Consider the following 26,574-nt stretch of genomic DNA (forward strand, 5'->3'; position numbering starts at 1 on the left):
GGTGCCTGGTGCACGCCTGTCCCGAGTGGTGTCAACAGGAGCGTGAAAGGCCATGGCGTCATCGCATGGCTATGCCGAAATCGTCACAATCCGCGCGTAAGCACACCAAGACTCGCCCGCCCGCCGTTTCTAACATGGGCATCATGAAAACCTTGGATATCATCGACTCGCACACCGGCGGTGAACCGACCCGCCTCGTGGTGTCGGGCGGCCCGGATCTCGGCGGCGGCACGCTGGCGCAACGGCTCGACGTGTTGCGCACGCAGTTCGACGACTGGCGCGCGGGCATCGTCACCGAACCGCGCGGCTCGGACGTGGTGGTGGGCGCGCTGCTCTGCGAGCCGGACGACCCGACGTGCGCGGCCGGCGTGATCTTTTTCAACAATGTCGGCTATCTCGGCATGTGCGGGCACGGCACGATCGGACTCGTCGTCTCGCTGGCGCACTTGGGACGGATCGGGCCGGGACGGCATCGGATCGAGACGCCGGTTGGCATTGTCGAAGCGACGCTCAACGACGACGGCAGCGTTGCCGTGCGCAACGTGCCCGCATACCGGTATCGCCAGTCGGTGCAAGTGGAAGTGCCGGGTTGCGGCATGCTGACCGGCGACATCGGTTGGGGCGGCAACTGGTTCTTTCTCGTCGCGGACCACGGGCGCGCATTGGAAGCGTCGCGGATCGGCGAACTGACCACGTTCAGCGGCGCGATTCGCGATGCGCTGATCGCACAGCGCATCACCGGCGCGGACGGCGCGTTGATCGACCATATCGAACTGTTCGGACCGGGTTCGCGCGATGGCCTCGACAGCCGCAGCTTCGTACTCTGTCCCGGCAGTGCGTACGACCGCTCGCCTTGCGGCACCGGCACGAGCGCCAAAGTGGCGTGCCTTGCTGCCGACGGCAAGCTGGCCGAAGGCGCGGTCTGGCGGCAGGAAAGCATTATCGGCAGCGTGTTCGAGGCGAGCTATCGCCACGCCGGCGACGGCGTCCACGTGATTCCCACCATCACCGGTCACGCGTACATCACGGCAGAAGCGCGCCTTTGCTTCGACGAGCGCGATCCGTTCGCGTGGGGCATCCCCGCGGCATGACGGCGGACGCGCTGATCGTCGGGGCAGGCATTGTCGGCGCGGCATGCGCGGCGGAACTGGCCGCGCTCGGCATGCGGGTCGAGGTGCTCGACGCGCAGGGCATCGGCGGCGGCGCGACGGCGGCGGGCATGGGCCACATCGTCGTGATGAACGACTCGCCGGCGGAATTCGCGCTGAGCCGCTATTCACGAGACTTGTGGCTGGAGCTCGCGCGGCAACTTCGGCCGCGCGACGCGTTCGCGCGCTGCGGCACGCTCTGGGTCGCCGCCGACGAAGAAGAGTGGCAGGCCGCGCGCGCGATGCATGCCGCGTTCGAGGCTCAGGGAATCGCCGCGCAATTGCTCGACGCGCCCGCGCTGCGGGCTTGCGAGCCGGCGCTGGCGGCATCGATGGCAGGCGGTTTGCGGATCGAGCACGACAGCATCGTGTACGCGCCGACCGTCGCCGAGTGGCTGCTGACGCGATCGCCGGGCGCGGCAAAAATCCATCTACGTTTGGGGGCCGCGGTGGCGTCGGTCAGCGCGAGCGGCGTCACGCTGACGAGCGGCGAACACATCGGCGCGGCGCACGTGATCGTGGCGAATGGTCTGGGTGCGCAGCAATTGGTGGCGTCGCTGCCGTTGCAGCCGAAGAAAGGCCATCTGCTGATCACGGACCGCTATCCCGGCCTGATCCGGCATCAACTGCTCGAACTCGGCTACATCAAGAGCGCGCATCATGCGGCCGGTACCTCGGTGGCATTCAATGCGCAGCCGCGACCGACGGGACAATTGTTAATCGGCTCATCGCGCCAGTTCGACACCACCGATCCCGCCGTCGACCTGCCCGTGCTCGCGCAGATGCTGCAGCGCGCTGCATGTTATTTGCCGGTGCTGCCGACTCTTCATGGCATTCGCGCGTGGACCGGGTTTCGCGCGGCATCGCCGGACGGCCTGCCGCTGATCGGTCCAGCCGGCGATTTTGCGCCAGGTGTGTGGCTCGCCGCTGGACACGAGGGGCTGGGCGTGACGACCTCGCTTGCGACTGCGAAGCTGCTTGCAGCGCAAATCGTGGAGATTGGCACGGCGATTCCTCTCGATCCTTATTTGCCGGTTCGTTTTGCCCAAAAGGTGATTCATGAATAGCGCGGGTGCAGCGACGCGCGTGAGCGTGACGATCAACGGCCACCGTATCGATGTCGATGCCGGCACGACCGTGGCCGCGGCGCTCGTGTTAGCGGGCGTTCGCAGCACGCGGACGTCGGTGGGCGGCCAACCTCGCGCCGCGCTATGCGGCATGGGTGTGTGTCAGGAATGCCGCGTGACGATCGACGCCCGGGCGCATGCGTTGGCGTGCCAGACTTTGTGTCGGGAAGGGCAGGTGGTTCGTACTCAGGACACGGCGGGTGCGCAATGAGGTTGCACTTGGATATTGTGGTCGTGGAGGCTTGTCTGGACGAGTCGAACGAAGCGGTGGACCCTCGATGAAAGTGCGCTCAGATAATGTCGCCTTCGGCGCTGGCTCGGCCAACTTGGGACCAACGGACGCTCACCCGATGAAACGACACCTGGATATCGTCGCCACGGGCGCCGGCCTGGCCAAGTCGAACCAATGAGCGGGCATCCGATGAAACAGCACTTCGACATCGTCATCGTCGGCGCTGGTCCCGCTGGTTTGAACGCCGCCTCCGCTGCCGCGCGCGCGGGCGCTAAGGTTGCGCTCGTCGACGACAATCCGCGCGCGGGCGGCCAGATCTGGCGTCAAGGTCCGGGCCACGCGCCGCAGGCGCAACTGCAGAACCTCCTCACAGCGATCGGCGGGCAAAGCGCCATCACACACTGGCCGTCGACACGCGTCGTTGCGCCGTTGAGTTCTCGCGGCCTGCTGCTCGAATCGACGGAATTCGGCGGCGCGTGCGTCTCCTACGAGCACCTGATTCTCGCGACCGGCGCACGTGAACGGCTCCTGCCGTTCGCCGGCTGGACCTTGCCCGGCGTGACCGGCGCGGGCGGGTTGCAGGCGCTCATCAAGGGCGGCATGCCGGTGCGTGGCGAGCGGATCGTGATTGCCGGCAGCGGTCCTTTGTTGATTGCCGCGCTCGCTACGGCGCGCGCGGCCGGAGCACGGGTGGTGGCGGTGGTGGAGCAGGCTTCGGCGTTCGACGTCGCGCGCTTCGGCGTTTCCCTGCTGGCGGCGCCTGCAAAGTTGCGGCAAGCCGTCGGCATGACGCGTGGTTTCGCGGGCTTGCACTACTGGACCGGTAGCATCGTCGAAGAGGTGCAGGGCGAGGGCCGCGTCGAGCGCGTTACCGTCAGGCGTGGCCGCGACGGCAGGCGAGTGACGTTGGATTGCGATCGCGTCGCTTGCGGCTATGGACTCGTGCCGAACATCACGCTGGCCCAGGCGCTCGGCTGCGCGATCGGCGAAGCGGGCGAGATCATTGTCGACGGCGCGCAGCGTACGTCGGTCGAAAGCGTGTTCGCGGCGGGCGAATGCACCGGTGTCGGCGGCGCGGAGCTGGCCGCTGTGGAAGGCGAGATCGCGGGTCTCGCGGCAAGCGGCGCCGGCGCGGACCATGCCGCGCTCGACGCGCAACGTGCACGCTGGCGCCGGTTCGGGCGCCGCGTCGATACGGCGTTCGCATTGCGGGACCTGGCGCGCACGCCGCCGGCGGATAGCACGCTGCTGTGCCGCTGCGAGGACGTGAGCATCGGCGAGGTGCGCGCCCTCGCCAACTGGCGCGAGGCCAAGCTGCATACGCGTTGCGGCATGGGCGCCTGCCAGGGAAGAATCTGCGGCACGGCGGCTAGCGTGTATTTTGGATGGCAGGCCGGCGCGCCGTGTCCGCCCTTCAGTCCGGCCCAAATCGGTACGTTGATGGGGTTGGTTGTGGAGGCGCCGCCCGTTGAATGAGTTGCGGGACGTTCACGCGTCCACGCGTCCAGCGGATATTGTCGGTGGCGGCGCGGCCCTATAATCGACCGCACGTGTCGGGCGCATGGGCCGAGCGCCGAGCTCTTCGCACCGAGCGTCGGTCCGCAACCGAGCAACCCGCAACCCGCAACCCGCAACCCGCAACCCGCAACCCGCAACCCGCAACCCGCAACCCGCAACCCGCAACCCGCAACCCGAATTCCTAGACCACAAAACCAAACACTCCCCCAACCGCTCCCACTAACGCCCCCGACCAACGGAACCCGCACGATGAACACGGTGGCTCATCCGCTCGAACCGGACGACGCAACGCTTTCCGGCATGCTGTCGCACTTCAGGCTCCTCGAGCCTGTCTTCGACGCGATGCCGGACGTCGTGTTCTTCGTCAAGGACGCCGAGGCGCGCTACGCGCTTGTCAACCGCACGCTCGCGTCGCGCTGCGGCTTCAAGGAAAAGTCCGCGCTGCTCGGCCGCACGGCCGAGGACGTGTTCCCGCGCCGCTTCGGGCGTATCTACACGGCGCAGGACAAGGCGATCATCAACGTCGGCAACCAGATGATCGACCAGTTGGAACTGCATCTGTATCCCGGCCGCCAGCCGGGCTGGTGTCTGACCTGCAAACAGCCGCTGCGCGATCCTGCCGGCAAAGTGGTGGGCCTGGCCGGTATTTCCCGCGATCTGAAAGCGGACGAAAGCAGCCATCCCGCCTACAGCCGCCTCGCCGCGGTCGTGCAGTCCATCCAGGAAAATTACGTTCAGCCTTTGAATCTGAAGCAGCTCGCGGCCATGGCGAATATGTCGGTCGCGCAACTGGAGCGCTACTTTCACAAAGTGTTTCATCTTACGCCGCGCCAGGTGTTGCTGAAAACCCGCCTGGACGCCGCCACGGCGCTGCTGGTGTCGCACGACAAGGTCACCGACGTCGCAGCGCTGTGCGGCTACACCGACCACAGCGCGTTCACGCGCCAGTTCAAGGCGACCGTCGGCATCACGCCGACCGAATACCGCATGCTGCTGCACGGCACTTCGCGGAGTTGAACCGCAGCACATGGCTCGTCGCAAGCACCATTACTACGTCTACGTCGTCGCGCTGGACGACAAGGTCTGGAACGAGGCGCGTTTTCGCCGCGCGAATCCGGACTACCGGTTCGACAAGCCTTGCGTGTACGTGGGAATGACGGGGCTGGACCCGGATCTGCGCTTCGACCGGCATAAGGCCGGCATTCAGGCCAATCGGTATGTGCGCGATTACGGCTTGCGCCTTGTGCCCGAACTGTACGAGGTGTTCAATCCCATGCCTTACCGCGGCGCACAGGACATGGAAGTGGAATTGGCGATTGGACTGCGTGAATTGGGGTACGGCGTGTGGCAGGCGTGATGCTCGTGAGCCGGTCGCGGCGCTTGTCAGCGTGAGTCTGGTCGGTGCTCTGCCAGGTTAAGCGGCCTGAGACCCATGCGCGCGCGCTTCACTCGCCTTCTAGCGCGAATCAAGGCGTGCGTTACTTTATGCCGAGGCCGCGAAGTACGGCGTTGCCCTCGGGCGTCAGACGGATACGCGAACCGCCTGCGTCGCTGGACACCGTTTCAATCAACCCAGCTTCGTGAAGCTGCGGAATCTCGGGTTTGGCAAATGCGTCGATCGGCGCGTGCAGCAACAGCAGCAGCGTCGCCAGTTCGTGGTGGCTCAGCAGGCGGCGCAAAATGGTAGGTCGCTTGGCCGGCGCCGGGGTGTCGTTCGTGTTGTGATCGGGCTGGTTCATGGTTCGCACCTTGTGCGGTTTCGTGTCGGATGGATGATGCGGACGAAGTCTTAAACGATTCTTAAGACCCATTGTCCTGTAACACCATGACATGAAGATTGCATCGAACCATGTTACCGATTGTCACACTTACGTTTTCTTTCCCTCCCGCCAACCCTTACGGGGCGCAGGTTTTGCCCGCGGACTCGATCCACAGATTGCTCACGTGGCGCTTGCCCGCATAGAAACGGTAAGTCGTCGCGCCGTTATCGCTGCGCACTTTGACGATATTCGAATCGCCGAAGTCGAGCATCTGGCCTTGTGGGATCGCCGTGGATTTGAACGCAGCGTCGTGGCTGGTGGCCAGTTGCGTGAGGCATGAGACCACGTCGTTGACGGAGCGTTGCGTGGTGGTGTCCGTAACGGGCTCGCCGGCGTCCGGATTCTTCTGGAAGTACGCGCAAGCGCTGAGGAGCAGGGGAATTGACAGGACTGCGGCAAACTTCTTCATATCTCTCCTGACGTTACGTTCGGCCGACAAAGGCACATGCGGCGCCGCTTCTGACGCAACCGCGCGGCATCGGTCGTGAAATCAGGCGCCATTATATCGGTGTGGCGCGGCTATCCCTGCCGATGCCGCACACGCCGTGCCCGCCTGGCCGGAGTCGCCGACTAAAAATTTTGCCCGCCAAACCGCCAAACCGCCAAACCGCCAAACCGCCAAACCGCCAAACCGCCAAACCGCCAAACCGCCAAACCGCCAAACCGCCAAACCGCCAAACCGCCAAACCGCCAAAGCCCTACTTGCGCCGCTGCGCCTGCGCGGCGAGCCGCACGGCGGCATTCGCCGCGCCGTAGCCGTCGTAACCGCCGCGCCGCTCGACGATCTCCATAAAAAAGCGCTGGTCGAGCTGCTCCGTGTAAGCATGGAAAAACTCGCCGCCGCGCTCGTCGCGGTCATACAGGATGTTATTGGCGCGTAGCGCCTCGAGCGTCTCGTCCGGCAACGCGTAGCGGGCGGCCAGATCCTCGTAGTAATTGCGCGGAATGCGCAGCACCGGCAAGCCATTGGCGACGAACTCGGGAATCGCGCTAAAGATGTCGCTGGTGCTGAAAGCGACGTGGTTCAAGCCGGAACCGTGATAGGTGTGCAACGCCTCGGCCACGGCCGTGTGATGGTCCACGGAGGCATTCAGCACGATCCGCACCGAACCGTCGTGGCTGCGCAGCGCGCGGCTGCGCACGAGGCCGTACGGATCGGGCACCAGCACGCCGGGCTCGGCCTGGAAGCCCAAAGCAGTGCGCAGAAACAGCACCCACGTATCCAGCGAATTCGCCGGCACCGACAGGCACACATGGTCGATGCGGCTGAGCGGCCCCACTTCGCTGGGGCCGTTGATGTCGGTGAGGACGAAATCGGCCTCGAACAAGGTGGGCTGATCCGGCGTTTCGTCGACGAAATAGTTCAGGCTGCTGTCCGGCGCCTGCACGGCGGGCAGCACGCGCTCGTTCGGGCCGATCTGCCCGGAAAACGGCGCGTAGCCGAAGCCGGCGGCGCGCTCGAACGCCTGATTGGCATCGTCCACGCGAAACGCCGACGCGCACAGCGACAAGCCGTGCTGTTGGAAGAACGCGTTAGCGAACGAATCCGGCTCGGCGTTCAGCACGATCGAGGCCGCGCCGTGCTGATACAGCGTGACTTCCTTCGAGCGATGCCGGCCCGCCTCGCGAAAGCGCAGTTTGCCGAGCCAGTCGACGAGTTGTGCTCGCGTGCTGTGGTCGACCGCGAACTCCAGAAACTGGTAGCCGACGTGCGCGGGCGCCGCAGGCGAGCGATACAGGTCGCCGACCGGCTGCTGCGTGCTTTCGAGCAGCGCGCGGGTCTGTTCCTCGAGAAACAGGAGCGAGCGGTGACCATCGGCGGCCGTGATGGTGGTCGGCGCGGCGCGAAAGCCGTCGTTGAAAATCTCAAGCGAAAGCGGCCCGCTGTAGCCGGTTTTCACGACCTGCGCCGTGAAATTGGCCAGATCGAAATCGCCTTGGCCGGGGAAGCAGCGGTAATGGCGGCTCCATTCGAGCACGTCCATGGCGAGCTTCGGCGCGTCGGCGATCTGCACGAAAGCGATGCGGTCGCCGGGAATATCGGCGATCGCGTCCGGCGTGTCGTTCAGCGACAGCGTGTGGAAGCTGTCGAGCACGAGCCCGAGATTCGGATGATTCACCGCATTCACGAGCTTCCACGCGTGCCGGTAGGTTTTGACGTGCTTGCCCCATGCGAGCGCTTCATAGCCCGCGATCACGCCGGCCGCCTCCGCCGCGCGGGCCAGCGCGCCGAGCTGGTCGGTCATCAGGGCGTCGTCGCCGATGGTGTCGGGCGAAACGTTGCTGCACACCAGAATGCGGTCCGTGCCCAGTTCATGCATGACGTCGAACTTGCGCTTCGCGCGGTCGAGATTGCGCTCGAGACGCTCCGCGCTGACACCGTCGAAATCGCGAAACGGCTGAAACAGCATGATTTTCAGCCCGAGATCCTCGGCGATGCGCCGCACGTCGGCGGGCGAGCCGTCGAAATACAGCAAATCGTTTTCGAAAATCTCGACGCCTTCGAAGCCCGCCGCCTGGATCGCGGTCAGCTTCTCGACGAGGGTTCCGCTGATCGACACGGTGGCAATCGAACGTTGCATGAACGGCTCCTGCAAAAACACTCAAACGGCTGTTGAATAAGGCGCGCAACGGCCGGCGCGCGACGCTCGCAGGTCCGGCGACGGACATGCTGCAGTGCGGAAAATGGACCAGTTCGTTACACGCGTCATCAAGACGCAAGCCACAATCGCCCACACTAACCGAAATTCTCGACAGTCTATACAAACTAACTAGATGGTACAAATTCGTAGAAACCCCGAATGACGGCGACGTCCAATGCGCGCACACTTCGCTCACATTGCAAAACCACGGCGATTGCCGTGGCTGGCTTGTTGCCTTATCTAGCGGGAGTGGTTGTCATGAGTTATGCGTCAGTACTGGTCCTCAACGGACCGAATCTCAATCTGCTCGGCACGCGCGAGCCGGCCATCTACGGCTCGGAAACGCTCGACGACGTCGCGAAGCTTTGCCGCGATGCGGCAGAGCGCCTGAATCTGTCGATCGACTTCTGTCAGTCGAACGCCGAGCATCAACTGATCGACTGGCTGCACGCGGCGCGCACCAAGGTCGACGGCATCGTGATCAATCCGGCGGCTTATACGCATACGTCTGTGGCCATCGCCGATGCACTCACCGCGATCGAAAAGCCGGTCATCGAGGTGCATATTTCAAACGTGCATCGCCGCGAGGCGTTCCGTCATCACTCGTACGTGTCGGCGGTGGCGGAGGCGGTCATCATCGGTTGCGGCACGCAGGGCTATGTACTGGCTTTGGAGCGGATGGCGACCATTCTTAAGAATAGGACGGCGAAATGAACGTACAAGCGAACTCACAGGCAACACCTCATTCCTATCTGGTCGGCCTGATCGGCGCGGGTATCGGCGGATCGCTGACGCCCGCCATGCACGAGGAAGAGGGCAGCAAGCTCGGTTTGCACTATGTGTACCGCCGCATCGACCTGGAACCGCTGAAACTCGACGTCGCCGCGCTGCCCGATCTTTTGATGGCCGCCGAACGCATGGGCTTCAACGGTCTGAACATCACGTACCCGTGCAAGCAGGCCGTGATTCCGCTGCTCGACGAGCTTTCCGACGACGCGCGCGCACTCGGCGCGGTCAACACGGTGCTGTTCAAGGACGGCAAACGCGTCGGCCACAACACCGACTGGTCCGGTTTCGCGCGCGCGTTCCAGCGCGGCTTGCCGGACGTGTCGCTGGAACGTGTCGTGCAACTCGGCGCCGGCGGCGCCGGCGCGGCAGTCGCGCACGCCGCACTGAACATGGGCGCGAAATCGCTCACGCTTTTCGACGTGGACGCCACGCGCGCCGCCTCGCTCGCCGACGAATTGCAGAAGCGTTTCCCGGCCGCCACCGTCAGCGCCGGCAGTTCGCTCGCCGAATCGCTCGCGGCCGCCAATGGCCTGATTCACGCTACGCCCACCGGTATGGCGAAATTGCCCGGCTTGCCGTTGCCGGTCGAATTGCTGCACCGCGATCTGTGGGTCGCGGACATCGTCTATTTCCCGATCCGCACCGCGCTGTTGCAGGCGGCCGAAGCGCTCGGCTGCCGCACGCTGAGCGGTGGCGGCATGGCGGTGTATCAGGCGGTCGACGCCATGCGCATTTTCACCGGTCTCGAACCGGACGCCGAGCGGGTCTACACCCACTTTCAGTCGTTGTTGCAACGCTAACCGGCAGCGTGCCGACCGGTAACGAGAAGATCGAGGAGACAAGAAACCCATGCAGCAACCGATTCAATCCAGTCCCGCCGATGCCGCCACGCCGCAAGGTGTGACGGCGAGCACCGCGCGCCGCTCCAAAGCGCGTTATCAGATTCTGGCCCTGCTCGCGGTCGGGACGATGATCAATTACCTGGACCGCACGGTGCTCGGCATCGCGGCGCCGCAGTTGACCAAGGAACTCGGCATCAACGCCGCGTTGATGGGGCTGCTGTTCTCCGTGTTTTCGTGGAGCTATGTGGCCTCGCAAATTCCGGGCGGTCTGTTTCTCGACCGCTTCGGCAGCAAGCTCACGTATTTCCTGTCGATGACCTTCTGGTCGCTGTGCACGCTGGCGCAAGGGCTGGTGCATGGCATAGGCGCGCTGTTCGCGTTCCGCCTCGGCCTCGGCGTCTCGGAAGCGCCGTGCTTTCCGACCAATAGCCGTGTGGTTGCCACGTGGTTCCCGCAGAGCGAACGCGCGATGGCGACCGGCACGTACACCGTCGGCGAATACATCGGCCTCGCTTTTTTCAGCCCGTTCCTGTTCATGCTGATGGGCGCGTTCGGCTGGCGCTCGCTGTTTTACGTGGTGGGCGGCGTAGGCATCGTGTTCGGCGGGATCTGGTGGATGTTCTATCGCGAGCCGCGCGACCATCCGTCGGCGAATCAGGCGGAGCTCGACTATATCGAAGCCGGCGGCGGTCTCACGCATCGGAAGAAGGATGCCGATGCGGCGGTCGGCACAGATGCGGCAGCGGCGGCATCGGCAAAAAGCGGCGGCTTCGAATGGCGCACCATCGGACGCCTGCTCAAGCATCGTCAACTGACGGGCATTTGCCTCGGCCAGTTCGCCGGCAACTCGACGCTGGTGTTCTTCCTCACCTGGTTCCCGACGTATCTCGCCACCGAACGCCATATGGCCTGGCTGAAGATCGGCTTCTTCGCGATCATGCCGTTCATCGCCGCGTCGATCGGCGTGATGTTCGGCGGCTTCTTTTCCGACTGGCTGCTGCGCCGCGGCAAGTCGCCGAACGTGGCGCGCAAGCTGCCGATCATCGCCGGCCTGCTGCTCGCGTCGACCATCATTCTCGCCAACTATGTGGACAGCAACGTGGCGGTGATCGCGATCCTGTCGGTGGCGTTTTTCGCGCAAGGCATGGCCGCGCTGGGCTGGACGCTGGTGTCCGACATCGCGCCGGACGGCCTGCTCGGCGTGACCGGCGGCATCTTCAACTTCGCGGCGAATCTGGCCGGCATCGTGACGCCGCTGGTGGTGGGTTTCATCGTCGCGGCAACCGGCTCGTTCGTCGGCGCGCTGGTGTTCATCGGCGCGATCGCGCTAATCGGGGCGCTGTCGTACATCTTCATCGTCGGCGATATCAAGCGGATCGTGCTGGTGGATTAAACGGCTGCCTGAGGCTAGACGAAAAAAAACGGGACGCGGCGCGTCCCGTTTTTACTTGAGGCCCGCTTCCCTCAATCGTCCTTGCGCACGAACCGCAGCACGGCATCGACGATCATCGCGCGATGCCGCGCGCGCAAACGCGGATGCGACGGATCGCGGCCGAACGCCGTGCCGAACGTATGGCGATTACCCACGCGATGAAAGCACAGCGAACTGATCAGCAAGTGCAGATCGATCGGATCGATATCGCTGCGGAACTGTCCAGCCGCGATGCCGCGCGAGAGCAGATCTTCGATCGTATGAATCACGGTGACGTTGCGGCCTTTGAACGTCTTGACCTGCTCGACGTACTTGGCGCCGTGAATATTTTCGATGGTGACGAGCCGCACGAAATCGCGCTGACGGTCGTGATAGTCGAACGTAAACTCGACGAGCGCACGCATGCCCTCGATCGGATCGAGTTCGCTGACGTGCAGATCCTGTTCGAGTGCGCGAATGTCTCCATACACCTTTTCCAGCACCGCCTGGTACAACCCTTCCTTGCTGCCGAAGTAGTAGTACAGCATGCGCTTGGTGGTGTTCGTGCGCTCCGCGATCGCGTCGACGCGCGCGCCCGTCAGTCCCATCGCGGAGAACTCCTGGGTCGCGACGTCGAGGATGTTGCGCTTCGTCTGTTCGGGATCGTACTTGCGCCGGGCGTCGGTACGCGGACTGTCGGACGGGATGCCGTTGGTATCAGGCTCGGCGGCCTTGCTTCCCTTTTTCATTGTGTATTCGAGCGGCAGTGACGGCGCATTCTAGCATGGCGAAATTGGCCTTTTAACCGGCGCGCGGGCATGTGCGACGACGTGTCGGCCGAGGTCAAACGGCAGGCCGGCGACGCGCGGCGAGCGCGTCGCGTGTCTGCATGGCGGTGTAGGTCAGTTGCGCGGCGGCGAGGCCGAGCGCGCCGTAAGCGGGTGTCAGGCCGAACGACGCAAACGCCTCGGGCACCGGACGCTCACCGGCAATCGCCGCGGCCAGCAGTTCGCCGGATACGGTAGTCGGCGCCATGCCGTGTCCGCCGAAGCCGACCGCGTACCAGACACCATCCGCACTGCGGCCGATCTGCGGCATCTTGTGCCGCGCGTAGCTCATCAGGCCGCCCCACGCATAGTCGATCCGTACGTCGTGCAACTGCGGATAGACCTTCAGCAGATCGCGCCGCAACAGTCGCGCGATCACCTCGGGTTCGCGGTCGCGTACCGAGATGCGGCCGCCCCACAGAATGCGCGTGTCGGGCAGCGGGCGATAGTAGTCGAAGGCGAAGCGAGTGTCGTAGACGGCGGCGCGCGTGTCGATCGCATCTTGCAGACGGGCGCCAAGCGGTTCGGTCGCCATTACGTAGGTGGCGATCGGCAGCACCGCGCGTTCGACCCGCGAATAGACGCGGCGCGCATAACCGCCGCCCGCCATCACGACGTGTTGCGCGTCGAGCGCACCGTGCTGCGTGTGCACCACGAAGCCGGTGCCGTCACGCTCGAGACGCACGACCGGCGAATCCTCGTGGATCTGCACGCCGGCATGCGCCGCCGCGTTAGCCACGCCGAGCACGTACTTCAACGGATGAAAGTGAAACGCATTGCGCTCGAACAGCCCGCCGTGATAACGGCGCGTTTTCAGCTGCGAAGCAAGCTGCTGCGCCGCAACCGGTTCCCACTCGACGCCGAACGAATCGCGCATCAGGCGCCGCTGCGATTCCAGTCGAGCCGGTTCGTCGAACCAGTTGGCGAGGATCACGCCGGCGTCGGTCGCGTCGCAGTCGATGTGATAGCGCGCGATGCGTTTGCGCATCAGATCGACTGCGTCGGTGGTCAGCGTATAGAGTTCGCGGGCGCGCACGGCGCCGAGAGTTTTGAGCAGATCGGCGCAATCGAGGCTATAGCCGCCAAACACGAACCCGCCGTTGCGGCCGGACGCGCCGAAGCCCACTTGCCGGGCTTCGAGCACAGTGACGTCCGCGACGCCTCGTTCGGCGAGTCCCAACGCGGTGGACAATCCCGCCAGGCCGCCGCCAATGACGCACACATTGGCGGCACGCCGGCCAGCTAGCGGCGCATAGGCGGAAGAACGGGTGACAGTGGCTTCGTAAAAGCTTTGCATACGGCTAGGGTAGCGGCAATCGCGCGCTCGCGTCCAGCCGTCGCATGATCGCGGTGTCGAAGCGCGTATAAAAAAGCCGGCATTCGCGTCGAGCGAATGCCGGCCTTCTCCGGCTAATCATGAAACGCCTAGGACACCGGCAACAGCTTGCCGGTGAACACCACCGGACCGCTCGGCGCGTTGTGATCGGGCGAGCCGCCCGGCGCTTCGATCGACACGGCCAGCGCCGCGTAATTCTCCGGCTTCTGCTGGCCGGCCGTGACCTTGCCGTTCGCGCTGTCCGGCAGCATGCCGAGCGAGACCGGATGGCCGCTCGCCGGAATGCCCCACAGTTCCATCGCCCGGCCGGCGGGCAACTCGACCTTGCCGAGCGGCTGCACCGACATGGTCGAATGCGCCTCGTCCCACGCGACCAGCATGACCGGATGCGCGTCCTTGTTGTTCAGCACGGCGACATGCGACACGGCGGTTTCGGGTTGCTGAGCAACGGTGGGCGCCGTGACAGGCGGCGTGGCGGACGGCAACAGCGAGCGCACGGCGACCACCACGGCAACCGCTGCGAGACCCGTGACGCCGAGCGCCCAGCCGCGCCAGAACGCCAGGTTTTCAAAGAGGCTGCGCGATGGCCGCGCGGGCGTTTCCACCGCGGTGCGAGGACGCTCCGCCTCGCGCGTGGCCGTGAGGCCGAGTCGCCGTTCGATGGCGTCCCAGACGGCGGCCGGCGGCATGCGCGGCTCGGCGAGTTCGGCCATCGGCGAGATGCGCCGCTGCCATTCGTCGACGGCTTTGCGGATCGTCGCGTCGTGGTCCGCGTGGCGTTCGAAGCGGCGCCGCGCACCGCCGCGCAATGTGCCGAGCACATATTCGGCGGCCAGCAGATCGACGAGCTGAGGATGGCGATGCAGATTCATCACTCGCCTCCCAGGCAGGTCTTCAGCTTGGCGAGGCCGCGCCGGATCCACGACTTGATAGTGCCGAGCGGCACGCTCAGCATTTCGGCGATCTCGCTATGGCTTTGATCGCGCAGATACGCGAGGGCAACCGCCTGGCGTTGCGCGGGTTCGAGCTGCTGCATGCAGCCGGCCAGCAAACGCGCCTGCAGGCTGACCGCGCTCAGCGCTTCGGGATCCGGGTCGCCGGTCGCCACGAGATCGTCCAACGCATCGCTCCATTCCGTTTCCTGCGTGTTGACTCGCCGCAGGTGATCGAGAGCACGGTTGCGGACGATCGCCGACATCCACGTCATCGGCGCGGACAAGGCGCGGCGATAGTCGCCGGCAAAGCGCCAAATATTGACGAAGCTGTCCTGCAAAACTTCTTCGGCCCACTCGTGCCTGCTCAATATACGGAGCGCGAGACCGAACAGTTTCGGGGCGGCGAGATCATAAAGCTCGCGCAACGCCGCGCCGTCTTGTTTGGCGACACGTTCGAGCAGTTCGGCGAGCGTTTCCGGCGTCAGTTCTCGAGGATTGGCGGTCATGGAGGGAGTTAGGGTGAGCTTGCGCGCCTATGTTACTCAACTTCTCCGCCAGCTTGTATGGGGTTTTTTTTCGTGGGCCTGCATCCATAAGGAAGCGGTTTGCGTATGTGGCTGCAGAGCCCGGCGTTGCGTGTGCTCGCGCCATGACGATAGGGCGCGCTACGTGGCGCTTGCAGGGCAGTCCGGACACGGGGTGCGTGTGAGTGGGAGCAGGGCCGTTGCGCTAGCCTGACGAAAACCAGAGGCCGACAACGGAGCCAGACGATGCCGCAGGAAATGAGGCGTCGCGGGCGGTATGACGAAGTACGGGGTGCGCGGCTCATTCCCGAGACCAGGTCCGGGCGGTTGACGATTTGTCGGCGACTATCCGGACCGGAATGGGCTAATGTGTTCGTGCGGTATTTGCCGCCTCAATTTGCGCCTGGTTGTTTCGAGGTGCGCCTTAACGACCCCAGCGCAGCACCAGCGGATCGAGCCGCCGCGCGACCTTCAACAATCCTTCGCGCGTGGCCGGATGCATTTGCGGCAACGGATGGCGCACCGCGTCCGAGCGGATCACGCCGCCTTCCTTCATCAGCGCCTTGCACGAAGCGAGGCCGCCCTGGCGATTTTCGTAATTGATCAGCGGCAGCCACTGTTGATAGTGCGCGGCGGCCGCCTCGGTGTCGCCGGCCGCATAGGCGTCGACGATCAGACGGATGCCGTCGGCGTAGCCGCCGCCTGTCATCGAACCGGTTGCGCCCGCATCCAGATCGGCCATCAGCGTGATCGCCTCTTCGCCGTCCCACGGACCCACGATTGCGTCGCCGCCCAGTTCGATGAGCTCGCGCAGCTTGTTCGCCGCTTGCGGCACTTCGATCTTGAAGTACGACACGTTGTCGATCTCGCGCGCCATGCGGGCGAGAAACGGCGCGGACAACGGCGTGCCGCTGACCGGCGCGTCCTGGATCATGATCGGGATGCCGATCGCGTCGGACACCGTGCGGTAAAACTCGTAGATGCCACGTTCGCCGATGCGGATGGTCGCGCCGTGATACGGCGGCATGACCATCACCATGGCGGCGCCCGCAGCCTGCGCGCTGCGGCTGCGCTCGGCACACTGGTACGAGCTGAAATGCGTGGTCGTGACGATCACCGGCACGCGGCCCGCGACGTGTTCGAGAACGGCGTGCATGAGCGTGTTGCGCTCGCCGTCGGAGAGCGCGAACTGCTCGGAGAAGTTCGCCAGAATGCACAGCCCGTTCGAGCCCGCGTCGATCATGAAGTCGATGCAGCGTTTCTGGCCTTCGAGGTCGAGCCGGCCGGCGTCGTCGAAGATGGTCGGCGCGACGGGGAACACGCCGCGCATTGCTGCGGGATGAGATGACTGCGTCATGGTGGTGGGTGTCTCGTTGGCGTTGGATGTCGGCATGCAACTCAGCCGACTATACGGCGCCGGACACGGCAGGTATATTGAATTGTTTCCATCCTGTGATCGCTTTTGCGACTCACCTGCACTGCAATTCGATCCGCCATGAAAGACACTCTCAACGTCCTGCTGTCGAAGCTGCGCATGAAGCAACTCCAATTGCTGATCGCCCTCGACGACCTGAAGTCGCTGCACAAAGCCGCCGGCGCGATGTCCATGACGCAGTCGGCCGCCAGCAAGGCCTTGCAGGAACTGGAGTCGATGCTCGAGGCGCCGCTCTTCGAGCGCTCGAAAAGCGGCATGATCCCGAACCAGCTCGGCCATTGCGTGATCCGCTACGCGCGCCTCATGACGACCGATCTCACCGCTCTCTGCCAGGACGTCGCTGAAATACGTTCCGGGCGCGGCGGACGGCTCGCGATCGGCGCGATCATGGGCGCGATTCCGGAGTGCGTCGTGCCGGCGCTGAATCAACTGCATGCCACGCAACCGGGTCTTTCCGTCGAAGTAGTGGAAGACACGAGCGCGCGCATGCTGCAGCAACTCGACGACGGCCGGCTCGATCTGGTGATCGGCCGCGCGGCGGTGGCGGCCGATCCGTCGAAATATCACTATCGTCCGCTCGGTGACGAACCGCTCTCGGTGGTGGTCGGCTACGGCCATCCGTCCTTGCCGAAGAAAGAGGTGAAGCTGCGCGATCTGGCGGGCCACCGCTGGGTGATGTATCCGTCGCATATGCCGCTGCACGCGCTGCTCGAACGTGAGATGGATCTGGCCGGTCTGCAGATGCCGGATAACCCGGTTTCCACGGCCTCGACGTTCGTGACGGTGGCGCTCCTGCAAAGCAGTCACGATCTGGTTTCGCTGCTGCCCACGGCGATCGCCGCCTTATTCGTCCGGCAAAAAATGCTGCGCCTCGTGCCGGTCAAGCTCAAGTCGCCTTCGCAGACTTTTGGCATCGTGACGCGCAAGGGCGGTGTGCTGTCGCCGCCGGCGGAACAGTTCATCGAATTGCTGTGCGCGCAGCCGATCGAACCGGCGCAAGGGCGGTTGCCGGAACGCTCGACGAGAAAGCAAAAAACCGCCTGAAGCGGCGGTTTTTCATCACAGGAAAGACGCTGAATATCGCATGGCGATTCACGCCGCGCCATGTTTCGCAAACGGGTGTTGTAGCCGCGACACTCTCGGGTAAATCCGAACGGATCGCAGGTTCACGTTCCGCGCTACACTGCTTTGAAGGTGCGCCGGGCCAGAAGAAACCGGCGTCCGCTCGGGGAGAGCACCATGAATCGGCCGCTGGTTCGGTTACCGTTTCGCGCGACAGGCGTGGCGTCTGTGCGCAAATGGTTCAAATGGGCGCTGGTCGCGGCATTTTTGCTCGCGCTGGCATTGGCGGCACGCTTTTGCCAGAACGAGATCGAAACCTCGCGATTGCAGGCGCACTATCTCTCCGAATTGACTCGCGACGTGGGTTTCTCCGTCGCCGACGGTCCCAGTCATTCCATCCGTTTTCCCGAAGCCGACAAAGGTCCTTACGACAGCCGTCTGGGCTACGCGTTGCTGCCGTCGATCCAGCAGCGTCTGCTGCAACGCGGCTTCGAAATCACCACCCAGGCGCGCGATTCCGAGCGGATGCTGTCGCTGGCGGATAACGGCCTCTTTCTGCCGTACGAAGAAAAAGATCGTGCGGGCCTGCAACTCTTCGACGGCACCGGCGCGCCGCTCTTCGCCGCGCAGTTTCCCGGCCGCGTGTACGACGACTTCGATGCGATTCCGCCGCTGGTCGTGAATTCGCTGCTGTTTATCGAAGACCGCTATCTGCTCGATCCGAATCAACCGAACCGCAATCCAGCCATCGATTGGGGGCGCTTTAGCCGCGCGTTGGCCGATCAGGGCGTGCGCGTGTTCAATCACCATCAATCGCAGCCCGGCGGCAGCACGCTCGCCACGCAGATCGAAAAATTCCGCCACTCGGCGGGCGGCCGCACGGCGACGCCGCCGGAGAAGTTGCGGCAGATCGCCTCGGCTTCGGTGCGCGCTTATCTGAACGGGCCGCAAACCATGCCGGCGCGCCGGCAGATCGTGGTCCACTATCTCAACTCGGTGCCGCTGGCCGCGCAGCCGGGCATCGGCGAAATCAACGGGATTGGCGACGGTCTCGCCGCCTGGTATGGCCGCGATTTCAACGACGTCAACCGCATCCTGATCGCGCCGTCGACCGAACAGAATCTGCCGGAGCAGGGCATCGCATTCCGGCAGGTGCTTTCGTTGATGATCGCGCAACGTGCGCCGTCGTATTTCCTGCATCACGGTTACAAGGAACTTGAACGGCTGACCGACAGTTATCTGCGGCTGCTGGCGAACGGCGGCATCGTGTCGATTCCGTTGCGCGACGCGGCGCTCTCCGCGGTGGTCGATTTGCATCGGGCGCCCGTCAAAACCGCCAGCGCGGATTCCTTCGTGTCGCGCAAGGCGGTGACGTCCATGCGTTCGCATCTGCTGGCCGCGCTCAACATTCCGAGCTTCTACGAACTCGACCGCCTCGATCTGCAGGCGAAGGGCACGCTCAACAACGCCGTTCAGCAAGCCGTGAGCGACCGGCTCGCCGCTGCCGCCACGCGCGACGGGGCGAGAGCCGCGGGTCTGGTCGGCTTCGAAATGCTGCGCGCGTCGGACGATCCTTCGAGGATCGCGTATAGCTTCACGCTGTTCGAGCGGCGCGACGGCGCCAACCTCGTGCGGGTGCAAACCGACAGCGTCAACCAACCGTTCGACATCAACTCCGGCGCGCGTCTGAATCTTGGTTCGACGGCGAAACTGCGTACCGTGGTGACGTATTTGCAGATTGTCTCCGACCTGCACAAGCGTTATGCACCGCTGAGCACAGCGGAACTGAAAGCCGTGAAGTACGATCCGAACGATCAACTCACGCGCTGGTCGCTCGATTATTTCGCGCACACCTCGGACCGTTCGCTGCAAGCCATGCTCGACGCGGCCGTGGAGCGCAAATACTCGGCCAGTCCCGGTGAAACGTTCTACACGGGTGGCGGCGCGCAGACCTTCAACAATTTCGAATCCGACGACAACAGCCGCATCCTGACCGTGCACCGCGCGTTCCAGCATTCGGTGAATCTGGTGTTCGTGCGGCTGATGCGCGACATCGTCCACTATGAAATGGTGCAGACCACCGGGCCGTCGGCGCAATGGCTGGGCGATCCTGAGATGCGCAAGATGTATCTGACGCGCTTCGCCGATCAGGAAAGCCGCGTGTACATGAACCGTTTCTACACGAAGTATCACGGCAAGACACCCGACCAGGCCTTGGCGCTGCTGCTGCTCGGTGTGCGCAAATCGCCGCCCAAGGTGGCGACGGTGTTGCGCAGCGTTGCGCCGGACGAGTCGAATGCGTGGTTCAACGTCAAGATGCGCGCGGCGCTGAAAAACACGCCGGCCGCTTCCGTGCTCGACGACGAAGACCTGGCCAACCTGTACGCTAAATACGCGATCGACCGCTTCAATCTGAACGATCGCGGCTATATTTCGAGCGTGCATCCGCTGGAACTGTGGACGCTCAACTATCTGCGCGAGCATCCCGACGCCACGCTAGAACAGATCCAGAGCGCGAGCCGCGACGTGCGTCTGTCGACTTATTCGTGGCTCTTCAAGACGCGCTATCACGCGACGCAAGACCGCCGCATCAAACGCATGGTCGAACTGCGCGCCTACGATGCGATCGGCAAATCATGGCAGGCGCTCGGCTATCCGTTCGCGACGCTTACGCCTTCGTATGCCGCGGCAATCGGCGCGTCGGGCGACCGGCCGGCCGCGCTCGCGCAACTGATCGGCGTGATCGCCAACAACGGCAACAAGGTGCCGACGGAAAGCCTCACGCAACTCGACTTCGCAAAAGACACGCCGTACGAAACGCATTTCAAGCGTGCGGCGGTGGCGCCCGAGCAGCAGTTGTCGCCGGAAATCGCAAGCACGGTGAAAGTGTTGTTGCGCGATGTCGTGACCGGCGGCACGGCGAAGCGTCTCGCGCAAGGCATGACGTTCCCCGATGGCCAGACGCTCGAGGTGTACGGCAAGACCGGTACCGGCGATCAGCGCTTCAATGTGTTCGCCAAAGGCGCGCGGCTGATCGAGTCGCGCAAGGTGAACCGCAGTGCGACCTTTGTGTTCGCGATGGGCGACCGGTTCTACGGCACGTTGACGGCGTGGGTGCATGAACCGTATGCCGCGCATTACGAATTCACGAGCGCGTTGTCGGTGCAATTGCTGAAGTCTTTGGCGCCGGTGTTGCAGCCGTTGCTGAATGAGACACCTGTGAAGACGGCTTCGGTTGCGAAGGTCGCCGCGCAATGAGCGTTGGGCGAAGCGTGCCGGTGTCGACGCAGATGCATCATACCGGCAGCGCTCAATAAACCGTCTCCGCCGCCGGCTTCAGGAACAACTCATGCACCGGCGCGAAATGCGCATAAAGCGGCAGAATCGCGCCGCCCATCGCACGCGCATCGGCGCCGATCGCGCCTTCCAGTAATTGCGGACGCACCATGCCTTCCCATTCGAAGCGATCGAGCACGCGCTCGGTGCGGCGAATGATTTCGCGCAGCAGTTGCCGGTCGAGTTCGCCGTCGATCACGATCGCGTCGAGATCGAGCAGGGCGGCTGCATTGGTCAACGCAGTGGCGATCGCGGGGCACGCGCTATCGAGCCATTGCTCGGTGTGCCGCCACAGTTCCGGCGACAACGCGCGATGATCGTGGGCGGCCGCAGCCGGCGCGCCCGCATCGGTCAAGAGCTTTTCGAGCACGAAGCCCGACGCCGCGTGCAATAGCTGGCGCGCGGGTTTGCGCGCGCCGCCTTCGCGCAGCGGAATCGAGCCGACCGCGCCCGCGTTGTCGTGCGGGCCGCCATGCAGACGGCCGTCGATCACGAGCCCGCCGCCGATAAACGTGCCGACGAACAGATACAGAAAATTGTGGATGCCGCGCCCCTGGCCCATCACGAGTTCGGCGGCGCAGGCGGCCGTGGTGTCTTTGGCGAACTCGACGGGCAAGCCCGTCATGGTGCCGATGCGCGAGCGCAGATCGATCTCGTTCCATGCTTCCAGCGCCTCGGGCGGCGCGCCGAGAAAGTCTCGCCAGCCGCCGAGCCATAAAGGCGCCGCGACGCCCACACCGACCACCTGGCTGGCCTTCGCGCCGAGCGTCTGATTCACGCGCGCGAGTTTATTTTCGAGCGCGGGAAACAGCGTGCGCGGATCGGGATACGCGTAGTCGAAGACATCGCGGTGCACTACGTGGCCGGCAAAATCCATCGCCAGCACGTCGAGACTGCGGCGTCCCACCTTGATGCCGATGGTGTACGCGCCTTGGGCGCGCAACGCGATCGGTACCGACGGCTGGCCGATCCTGCCGCGCACGCGAGCCTGCTTTTCGAGCAGCCCGTCCTCGATAAGACGCTCGACGATCATCGACACCGTCTGCATCGAAAGACGCGTGAGGCGGCCCACGTCGGCTTTCGGCAGCGGCCCGTGCAAGCGGATCGCCTGCAACACGATGCGCTCGTTGAACTGCCGCATGCCGACCTGATTCGAGCCGACCGTGCGTTTGAGGGGCGAGCGGGTGCCGGTGGTTTCCATGGCGAGCGCCCGCTCAGCAGGATGCGCGCATCATGCAATCGCCTTGACGTCTGCTTCCTTTGCGCCGGTCATGATTGCCACCGCCTCCGACATGTGGATGTCCGCCCGGTTCACGAGGGCCGCGCGCCGGCCGAGCCGCTGGATATGAATACGGTCCGCGATCTCGAACACGTGCGGCATGTTGTGGCTGATGAGGATCACCGGCAGGCCGCGGTCGCGCACGCGCCGGATCAGTTCCAGCACCATGTTGCCTTCCTTCACGCCGAGCGCGGCGGTTGGCTCGTCGAGAATCACCACGTGCCGCGCGAACGCCGCGCTGCGCGCCACGGCCACGCCCTGACGCTGGCCGCCCGACAGTGTTTCGACGGCCTGGCGCATCGAGCGTATGCCGATCTGCAAGTCCTTCATATGCGCGGTCGCTTCGTCCAGCATGCGGCGCTTGTCGATCATCTTGAAGATCGAGCCGCGCCAGCCGGGTTTCAGCAGTTCGCGCGCAAGGAACAGGTTTTCGGCGATGCTCATTGCGGGCGCCACGGCGAGTTCCTGGTACACCGTCTCGATGCCTTGCGCGCGGGCATCGAGCGGGCTGCGGAATTTGACCGCTTTGCCGTCGAGCAGAATCTCGCCTTCGTCCGGCACCGTGGCGCCGGAAAGGGCCTTGATCAACGACGATTTTCCCGCGCCGTTGTCGCCGATCACGGCCATGATCTCGCCGGGCATCACTTCGAAATCACAACCGTCGAGCGCGGTCACATTGCCGTAGCGTTTGATGAGTCCGCGCGCCTGCAGAACGGGCATCGCGGAAGAAGCGGAAGTAGGGGTAGACATGACGGATTCCTCTGACTGTTCAACCGCGACGATGGGAAAGTTTGTCCGCCGCCACCGCGAGAATCACCAGCATGCCGGTGATCAACACCTGGTAGACCGAAGAGACGCCGATCAACGTCAGACCATTGCGAAACACGCCCACGATCAACGCGCCGAGCAGCGTGCCGGAAATCGAGCCGCGTCCGCCGAACAGACTCGTGCCACCGAGCACGACCGCGGTAATGCTGTCGAGATTCTCGGTTTGCCCCGCCTGCGGATCGCCCACGCCGGTTCGCGAGACGGACAGCAGCGCAGCGACGCCGTAGATCGCGCCGGCCAGCGAATACACGGTCAGCAATATTTTCTGCGACGACAGGCCCATCAACCGCGCGGCCTCCGGGTTGTTGCCGAGTGCGTACAGATGCCGGCCTGGCACCGTGTCGCGCAATACGAACCACGTGGCCAGATACATCAGCAAAGTGAGCACGGTGCCGTACGTGACATCAGCGGGGCCGAGTTTGAAGGTGTTGCCCAAGAACATGATCGCGTCCGGCAGGTTCGACACGCTTTCGGCGTTCGAATAGATCTGCGTGAGCGCGAACGCGATATTCAACGTACCCAACGTAACGATGAAGGCCGGCAATTTGATGCGCGTGATCAGCACACCGTTGAGCGCGCCGAACAGCGTACTCGCGCCGACCCCGCAGAGAATCGCGAGCACCGGCGGTACACCTAGCGTGACCGCGAATTTGGTCATGATGATCGAGCCGAACGCCATCACCATGCCGCACGACAGGTCGATGCCGCCGGTCAGCACGATCAGCGTCTGGCCGATGGCGATGACCGCGACCACCATGGTTTGCTGCAGGATCAGCGAGAGGTTCTGGAACGACAGGAAGCGGCTGCTCTGCGAAATGAAGAAGCCGCAAGCCAGTACCAGCGCGATGAGTGGCCCGACCTCGGCAAGCGATGGCATGCGCTCGGCAAACGAGCGTGAGTGGCCGGCGGGCGCGGAAGGAGTCGACATGATGGATGACCTCGATGCAGAAGCGTGGCGCTCGGCCACGCGGCAAATCCGATGGCGGCCCGGCGAATCGGGCCGCCCTATTCAGTGCGCGTTACTTGTTGCCCCAGCAGTTGTCGAGGCCGAACTTGGTGTCCTTGCTGTCGATGCCGGCCATCGGCTTGTCGGTGATCAGCGTCACGCCGGTGTCCTGATAGCCGGAGACTTTCTTGCCGGTCTTCGCGTATTCGACGCCGGCCGTCACGCCGAGCGAGGCCATCTTCAGCGGATACTGCTGCGAGGTCGCTGCGATGGCGCTGGCCTTGACGTTGCGCACGCCTTCACAGCCGCCGTCGATCGAGACGATCATCACGCTCTTGTCCTTGCCCGCAGCCTTCAGCGCGCGGTAAGCGCCGGCGGCCGCCGGTTCGTTGATGGTGTAGACCACGTTGATGTCGGGCGACTTCTGCAGGCAGTTTTCCATCGCCGTCTGGCCCTTGGCCTGATCGCCGCGTGTGTCCTGGCTGCACACCACCGAGGGATCGCCTTCCTTCACGCCGAAGCCTTCCAGGAAGCCGTTATGACGCAGCACGCCGACCGAGACGCCGGGCGCGAGATCGAGCGTGGCGATCTTCGCGGGCTTGCCGTTGAGCGCGGCTTTCGCGTATTTGCCGATCAGCACGCCGGCCTTGAAGTTGTCGGTGGCGAAGAGGGCGTCGGTGGCGTCTTGCGGATCGGTGGGTGTGTCGAGCGCGACGACCATCACGCCGGCGGCGCGCGCTTTCTTGATGCTCGGTACGATCGCCTTGGTGTCGCTCGGCGTGATCAGAATCGCCTTCGCGCCGGCCGTCATCATGTTTTCGATGGCGGTGACCTGGCTCGCGTTGTCGCCGTCGAACTTGCCGGCCGCGGTGATCAGCTTCGCGCCGTCTTTCGAGGCAGCCGCTTCGGCGCCCTGTTTCATCTTGACGAAGAACGGGTTGGTGTCGGTCTTGGTGATGAGGCCGACGACAGGCTGGTCAGCCGCCTGGCTCGCGCTCGCACACCATACCGCCGATGCCGCGACGCACATCGACACGATTTTCCTGGCGACAGGAAGCCTGCGGGAATTCAGATTCATGGGACGCTCCTCCGGTTTTTGGCAACGACGTTGTGGTACTGGCGGCTGCCTGCGCGAACGCTGCGTGCTGGCAACCTGGTTTGCGATCTGCCGCGAGATGAAGGCGGTTCGAAACGGCTTGTAGCCGGGTCGTTTCGCGCCGCCTAAATCACTTTGGTTGATTTAGTACAGCAGGCGTGTCGACTCGCGTCAAGGAAATCATGGGCATGAAAGTTTGCGCGCGGAAAGCTGCCGGCAGGCTGAATGCCTTATGCGGCGCGGCTTCGGCGGAGTATTGCGGTGCGCGATAGAGCGTTCGGGCTTGGGGAAAGTCCTGGCTCGTATGAAGGCGAATTGAAAGCTAATTGAGGTTTTCTCGACGCTAGATCTTTTGCGTCGCGAGGGTATTCAGCGGACCCTGAGGTGTGCGGACATCGCGGTTATCACGATGTCCGTGACCAACAGCTCAACGGCGCGGCGTGAGCGCCTGCCGCCTCGTTTCGAGTTGCGTGACGACGCGTTGCAAGGTCCGCTCGGCAGAGCCCGGCGTCGCGACAAACTTGCAACCGATCACAAAGCGTCGGTCGCCCTTCGCCGTGCGCACCTGCCGTGGCGCGACGATTCCCAGATCGAGTCGCAGCATGCCGAAGCCGCCGAGTTGCAATGCGACGTCGCGCAGCACCGTGCCGCGTTCGAGCGAGCCGAAGCGTTCGTCGGCGGTCTTCAAGGCGATGCCGCCCAGCGACAAATCCTGCAACTCCAGACGGAACGAGCCGCTATCCGCGTACGGGCCGCTGGCGATGTACGGGTCGAGCACGGGCGTTTGCACGCGGAAGAATTCGCGGCGTTGAACGTAGTGGAGCAACGCAGGCAAGGGCGCTTCGAAAGCCGGCAGTCCGTCGAACTGAGTCGGCGTGGCATCGAGCGTCGTGAACTCGGTGCGAATGCCGCCGGGCAGGCTGCGGAACGTCAGTTGACGGGCAGCGGGTAAGGCATCGTTGTCATCGGCCACGCTGCCGGCATCGAAGACGAAGCGCGCATTGCGCGAGTCCACATCGAGTATCTGCGTGACGATTTGCCGGCCACCGAACTCGACCGTGACGAAGTCCTGTCCGGTCACCAGTTGGCGCAGACACACGGCGATTTGCAAGGGATGGCGCTGCGCGAAGTTCGAGTCGGCGTCGAGGGTTTGTTGGGTTTGTTCGGCGACATCGGCATCCAGCGAGAGATCGGCAATCATTCGAATATCCATGCGTGTTACGGCCTTGGCCCGGCCGGTTGGAGAGCGCGGACGGCCTGTGGGTCGTCGCGGCGCTCGGCCTTTCCCTGAGTTATTGCAGGGACCGTGCCAACTGCATGGATCGCTGGATGAATGCTGTGCGCAGCCCGTGGGACTGCTTGCGGCGTGCGTTTACGGGCGGCGTGTGAGGAAGGGCCGCACGCGCGTCGAAGGATTCGCTACGTAACGTCCGCGATGTTG

The 26,574-nt window shown here is 64.1% G+C and carries 24 protein-coding genes; 11 read left to right on the forward strand and 13 right to left on the reverse strand.

The genetic code is table 11. The annotated features are described in order from the left end of the window. The first annotated feature begins 134 nt into the window (after positions 1–134). The 6 genes from ACFSNN_RS07330 to ACFSNN_RS07355 all read left to right on the forward strand — a co-directional run bounded on the left by ACFSNN_RS07330 (position 135) and on the right by ACFSNN_RS07355 (position 5,382). The gene (locus ACFSNN_RS07330) at positions 135–1,091 is read left to right on the forward strand and encodes a 4-hydroxyproline epimerase (RefSeq protein WP_134459417.1); all 957 of its coding nucleotides are present in this window, start codon (positions 135–137) and stop codon (positions 1,089–1,091) included. Beyond that, positions 1,088–2,215, forward strand: a complete 1,128-nt coding sequence (locus ACFSNN_RS07335) for an NAD(P)/FAD-dependent oxidoreductase (protein WP_134465459.1) — start codon at positions 1,088–1,090, stop codon at positions 2,213–2,215. The genes ACFSNN_RS07330 and ACFSNN_RS07335 overlap by 4 nt, the downstream gene beginning before the upstream one ends. Further along, positions 2,208–2,486, forward strand: a complete 279-nt coding sequence (locus ACFSNN_RS07340) for a (2Fe-2S)-binding protein (RefSeq protein ID WP_134459415.1) — start codon at positions 2,208–2,210, stop codon at positions 2,484–2,486. Before ACFSNN_RS07335 ends, ACFSNN_RS07340 begins: the two co-directional genes overlap by 8 nt. Positions 2,487–2,696: 210 nt before the next feature. After that, positions 2,697–3,983 (forward strand): FAD-dependent oxidoreductase, encoded by a 1,287-nt coding sequence (locus tag ACFSNN_RS07345; RefSeq protein WP_244322870.1) that lies wholly within the window; start codon positions 2,697–2,699, stop codon positions 3,981–3,983. Positions 3,984–4,274: 291 nt separating this feature from the next. Then, positions 4,275–5,042, forward strand: coding sequence for an AraC family transcriptional regulator (locus ACFSNN_RS07350; RefSeq protein ID WP_134459411.1), 768 nt, complete (start codon positions 4,275–4,277; stop codon positions 5,040–5,042). Between the two features lie 10 nt (positions 5,043–5,052). Next, the gene (locus ACFSNN_RS07355; protein ID WP_134459409.1) at positions 5,053–5,382 is read left to right on the forward strand and encodes a hypothetical protein; all 330 of its coding nucleotides are present in this window, start codon (positions 5,053–5,055) and stop codon (positions 5,380–5,382) included. A gap of 121 nt (positions 5,383–5,503) precedes the next feature. Here ACFSNN_RS07355 and ACFSNN_RS07360 read toward each other — a convergent pair whose 3' ends face one another. From ACFSNN_RS07360 to ACFSNN_RS07370, 3 genes are all read right to left on the reverse strand, one after another. Further along, a complete protein-coding gene (locus ACFSNN_RS07360; RefSeq protein WP_106301051.1) occupies positions 5,504–5,764 on the reverse strand; it encodes a hypothetical protein in 261 nt (86 codons plus the stop codon). A 157-nt stretch (positions 5,765–5,921) separates the two neighbouring features. Further along, a complete protein-coding gene (locus tag ACFSNN_RS07365; protein ID WP_134459407.1) occupies positions 5,922–6,254 on the reverse strand; it encodes a YdgH/BhsA/McbA family protein in 333 nt (110 codons plus the stop codon). A 289-nt stretch (positions 6,255–6,543) separates the two neighbouring features. Next, a complete protein-coding gene (locus ACFSNN_RS07370) occupies positions 6,544–8,427 on the reverse strand; it encodes a bifunctional sugar phosphate isomerase/epimerase/4-hydroxyphenylpyruvate dioxygenase family protein (RefSeq protein ID WP_377747526.1) in 1,884 nt (627 codons plus the stop codon). A 318-nt stretch (positions 8,428–8,745) separates the two neighbouring features. Between ACFSNN_RS07370 and aroQ the strand changes: the two genes are divergently transcribed. Genes aroQ through ACFSNN_RS07385 form a run of 3 tightly spaced genes read left to right on the forward strand, consistent with a single transcriptional unit; the run spans position 8,746 to position 11,511 of the window. After that, on the forward strand, positions 8,746–9,201 hold the full coding sequence (aroQ, locus tag ACFSNN_RS07375; protein WP_134459405.1) for a type II 3-dehydroquinate dehydratase: 456 nt from the start codon (positions 8,746–8,748) through the stop codon (positions 9,199–9,201). Beyond that, positions 9,198–10,076, forward strand: coding sequence for a shikimate dehydrogenase (locus ACFSNN_RS07380; RefSeq protein ID WP_134459403.1), 879 nt, complete (start codon positions 9,198–9,200; stop codon positions 10,074–10,076). Before aroQ ends, ACFSNN_RS07380 begins: the two co-directional genes overlap by 4 nt. A gap of 49 nt (positions 10,077–10,125) precedes the next feature. After that, positions 10,126–11,511: an MFS transporter gene (locus ACFSNN_RS07385; RefSeq protein WP_134459401.1), complete on the forward strand. Its 1,386-nt coding sequence runs from the start codon at positions 10,126–10,128 to the stop codon at positions 11,509–11,511. A 71-nt stretch (positions 11,512–11,582) separates the two neighbouring features. Here the strand turns inward: ACFSNN_RS07385 and ACFSNN_RS07390 are convergent, their stop codons facing one another. The 5 genes from ACFSNN_RS07390 to ACFSNN_RS07410 form a co-directional block, all read right to left on the reverse strand. Continuing rightward, positions 11,583–12,278 carry a TetR/AcrR family transcriptional regulator gene (locus tag ACFSNN_RS07390; protein WP_012426458.1) on the reverse strand — a complete coding sequence of 232 codons (696 nt, stop codon included), beginning with the start codon at positions 12,276–12,278 and terminating at the stop codon, positions 11,583–11,585. 94 nt (positions 12,279–12,372) lie between these two features. Then, on the reverse strand, positions 12,373–13,653 hold the full coding sequence (locus ACFSNN_RS07395; protein ID WP_134459399.1) for an NAD(P)/FAD-dependent oxidoreductase: 1,281 nt from the start codon (positions 13,651–13,653) through the stop codon (positions 12,373–12,375). A gap of 128 nt (positions 13,654–13,781) precedes the next feature. Continuing rightward, the gene (locus ACFSNN_RS07400) at positions 13,782–14,564 is read right to left on the reverse strand and encodes an anti-sigma factor (protein ID WP_134459397.1); all 783 of its coding nucleotides are present in this window, start codon (positions 14,562–14,564) and stop codon (positions 13,782–13,784) included. Beyond that, positions 14,564–15,133: an RNA polymerase sigma factor gene (locus tag ACFSNN_RS07405; RefSeq protein WP_134459395.1), complete on the reverse strand. Its 570-nt coding sequence runs from the start codon at positions 15,131–15,133 to the stop codon at positions 14,564–14,566. Before ACFSNN_RS07405 ends, ACFSNN_RS07400 begins: the two co-directional genes overlap by 1 nt. A 442-nt stretch (positions 15,134–15,575) precedes the next feature. After that, positions 15,576–16,508: a dihydrodipicolinate synthase family protein gene (locus ACFSNN_RS07410; protein WP_134465458.1), complete on the reverse strand. Its 933-nt coding sequence runs from the start codon at positions 16,506–16,508 to the stop codon at positions 15,576–15,578. Between the two features lie 138 nt (positions 16,509–16,646). Here ACFSNN_RS07410 and ACFSNN_RS07415 point away from each other — a divergent pair, with 138 nt between their 5' ends. Together ACFSNN_RS07415 and ACFSNN_RS07420 are read left to right on the forward strand one after the other, a co-directional pair. Continuing rightward, positions 16,647–17,630: a LysR family transcriptional regulator gene (locus tag ACFSNN_RS07415; protein WP_134459393.1), complete on the forward strand. Its 984-nt coding sequence runs from the start codon at positions 16,647–16,649 to the stop codon at positions 17,628–17,630. A gap of 195 nt (positions 17,631–17,825) precedes the next feature. Next, positions 17,826–20,906 (forward strand): transglycosylase domain-containing protein, encoded by a 3,081-nt coding sequence (locus ACFSNN_RS07420; protein WP_134459391.1) that lies wholly within the window; start codon positions 17,826–17,828, stop codon positions 20,904–20,906. A 52-nt stretch (positions 20,907–20,958) separates the two neighbouring features. Here the strand turns inward: ACFSNN_RS07420 and ACFSNN_RS07425 are convergent, their stop codons facing one another. From ACFSNN_RS07425 to ACFSNN_RS07445, 5 genes are all read right to left on the reverse strand, one after another. Further along, positions 20,959–22,185 carry an ROK family transcriptional regulator gene (locus tag ACFSNN_RS07425; RefSeq protein ID WP_134459389.1) on the reverse strand — a complete coding sequence of 409 codons (1,227 nt, stop codon included), beginning with the start codon at positions 22,183–22,185 and terminating at the stop codon, positions 20,959–20,961. A 30-nt stretch (positions 22,186–22,215) separates the two neighbouring features. Then, entirely contained in the window at positions 22,216–23,013 is a 798-nt protein-coding gene (locus tag ACFSNN_RS07430; RefSeq protein WP_134459387.1) for an ATP-binding cassette domain-containing protein, read from the reverse strand. Between the two features lie 19 nt (positions 23,014–23,032). Beyond that, a complete protein-coding gene (locus tag ACFSNN_RS07435; protein ID WP_134459385.1) occupies positions 23,033–24,019 on the reverse strand; it encodes an ABC transporter permease in 987 nt (328 codons plus the stop codon). A gap of 91 nt (positions 24,020–24,110) precedes the next feature. Then, a complete protein-coding gene (locus tag ACFSNN_RS07440) occupies positions 24,111–25,115 on the reverse strand; it encodes a sugar ABC transporter substrate-binding protein (RefSeq protein WP_134459383.1) in 1,005 nt (334 codons plus the stop codon). 445 nt (positions 25,116–25,560) lie between these two features. Then, on the reverse strand, positions 25,561–26,334 hold the full coding sequence (locus ACFSNN_RS07445; RefSeq protein ID WP_134459381.1) for a flagellar brake protein: 774 nt from the start codon (positions 26,332–26,334) through the stop codon (positions 25,561–25,563). Positions 26,335–26,574 lie beyond the last annotated feature (240 nt).

It is taken from the genome of Paraburkholderia dipogonis (assembly GCF_042680985.1).
GTDB classification, from domain to species: domain Bacteria; phylum Pseudomonadota; class Gammaproteobacteria; order Burkholderiales; family Burkholderiaceae; genus Paraburkholderia; species Paraburkholderia phytofirmans.

Bases quoted from the DNA above. Each gene is read 5' to 3' on its own strand.
- ACFSNN_RS07420 (WP_134459391.1), top strand. From the start codon at position 17,826: ATGAATCGGCCGCTGGTTCGGTTACCGTTTCGCGCGACAGGCGTGGCG.
- aroQ (WP_134459405.1), top strand. From the start codon at position 8,746: ATGAGTTATGCGTCAGTACTGGTCCTCAACGGACCGAATCTCAATCTG.
- ACFSNN_RS07385 (WP_134459401.1), top strand. From the start codon at position 10,126: ATGCAGCAACCGATTCAATCCAGTCCCGCCGATGCCGCCACGCCGCAA.
- ACFSNN_RS07405 (WP_134459395.1), bottom strand. From the start codon at position 15,133: ATGACCGCCAATCCTCGAGAACTGACGCCGGAAACGCTCGCCGAACTG.
- ACFSNN_RS07410 (WP_134465458.1), bottom strand. From the start codon at position 16,508: ATGACGCAGTCATCTCATCCCGCAGCAATGCGCGGCGTGTTCCCCGTC.
- ACFSNN_RS07400 (WP_134459397.1), bottom strand. From the start codon at position 14,564: ATGAATCTGCATCGCCATCCTCAGCTCGTCGATCTGCTGGCCGCCGAA.
- ACFSNN_RS07335 (WP_134465459.1), top strand. From the start codon at position 1,088: ATGACGGCGGACGCGCTGATCGTCGGGGCAGGCATTGTCGGCGCGGCA.
- ACFSNN_RS07350 (WP_134459411.1), top strand. From the start codon at position 4,275: ATGAACACGGTGGCTCATCCGCTCGAACCGGACGACGCAACGCTTTCC.
- ACFSNN_RS07355 (WP_134459409.1), top strand. From the start codon at position 5,053: ATGGCTCGTCGCAAGCACCATTACTACGTCTACGTCGTCGCGCTGGAC.
- ACFSNN_RS07430 (WP_134459387.1), bottom strand. From the start codon at position 23,013: ATGTCTACCCCTACTTCCGCTTCTTCCGCGATGCCCGTTCTGCAGGCG.
- ACFSNN_RS07380 (WP_134459403.1), top strand. From the start codon at position 9,198: ATGAACGTACAAGCGAACTCACAGGCAACACCTCATTCCTATCTGGTC.
- ACFSNN_RS07330 (WP_134459417.1), top strand. From the start codon at position 135: ATGGGCATCATGAAAACCTTGGATATCATCGACTCGCACACCGGCGGT.
- ACFSNN_RS07425 (WP_134459389.1), bottom strand. From the start codon at position 22,185: ATGGAAACCACCGGCACCCGCTCGCCCCTCAAACGCACGGTCGGCTCG.
- ACFSNN_RS07360 (WP_106301051.1), bottom strand. From the start codon at position 5,764: ATGAACCAGCCCGATCACAACACGAACGACACCCCGGCGCCGGCCAAG.
- ACFSNN_RS07395 (WP_134459399.1), bottom strand. From the start codon at position 13,653: ATGCAAAGCTTTTACGAAGCCACTGTCACCCGTTCTTCCGCCTATGCG.
- ACFSNN_RS07390 (WP_012426458.1), bottom strand. From the start codon at position 12,278: ATGAAAAAGGGAAGCAAGGCCGCCGAGCCTGATACCAACGGCATCCCG.
- ACFSNN_RS07365 (WP_134459407.1), bottom strand. From the start codon at position 6,254: ATGAAGAAGTTTGCCGCAGTCCTGTCAATTCCCCTGCTCCTCAGCGCT.
- ACFSNN_RS07345 (WP_244322870.1), top strand. From the start codon at position 2,697: ATGAAACAGCACTTCGACATCGTCATCGTCGGCGCTGGTCCCGCTGGT.
- ACFSNN_RS07370 (WP_377747526.1), bottom strand. From the start codon at position 8,427: ATGCAACGTTCGATTGCCACCGTGTCGATCAGCGGAACCCTCGTCGAG.
- ACFSNN_RS07340 (WP_134459415.1), top strand. From the start codon at position 2,208: ATGAATAGCGCGGGTGCAGCGACGCGCGTGAGCGTGACGATCAACGGC.
- ACFSNN_RS07415 (WP_134459393.1), top strand. From the start codon at position 16,647: ATGAAAGACACTCTCAACGTCCTGCTGTCGAAGCTGCGCATGAAGCAA.
- ACFSNN_RS07435 (WP_134459385.1), bottom strand. From the start codon at position 24,019: ATGTCGACTCCTTCCGCGCCCGCCGGCCACTCACGCTCGTTTGCCGAG.
- ACFSNN_RS07445 (WP_134459381.1), bottom strand. From the start codon at position 26,334: ATGATTGCCGATCTCTCGCTGGATGCCGATGTCGCCGAACAAACCCAA.
- ACFSNN_RS07440 (WP_134459383.1), bottom strand. From the start codon at position 25,115: ATGAATCTGAATTCCCGCAGGCTTCCTGTCGCCAGGAAAATCGTGTCG.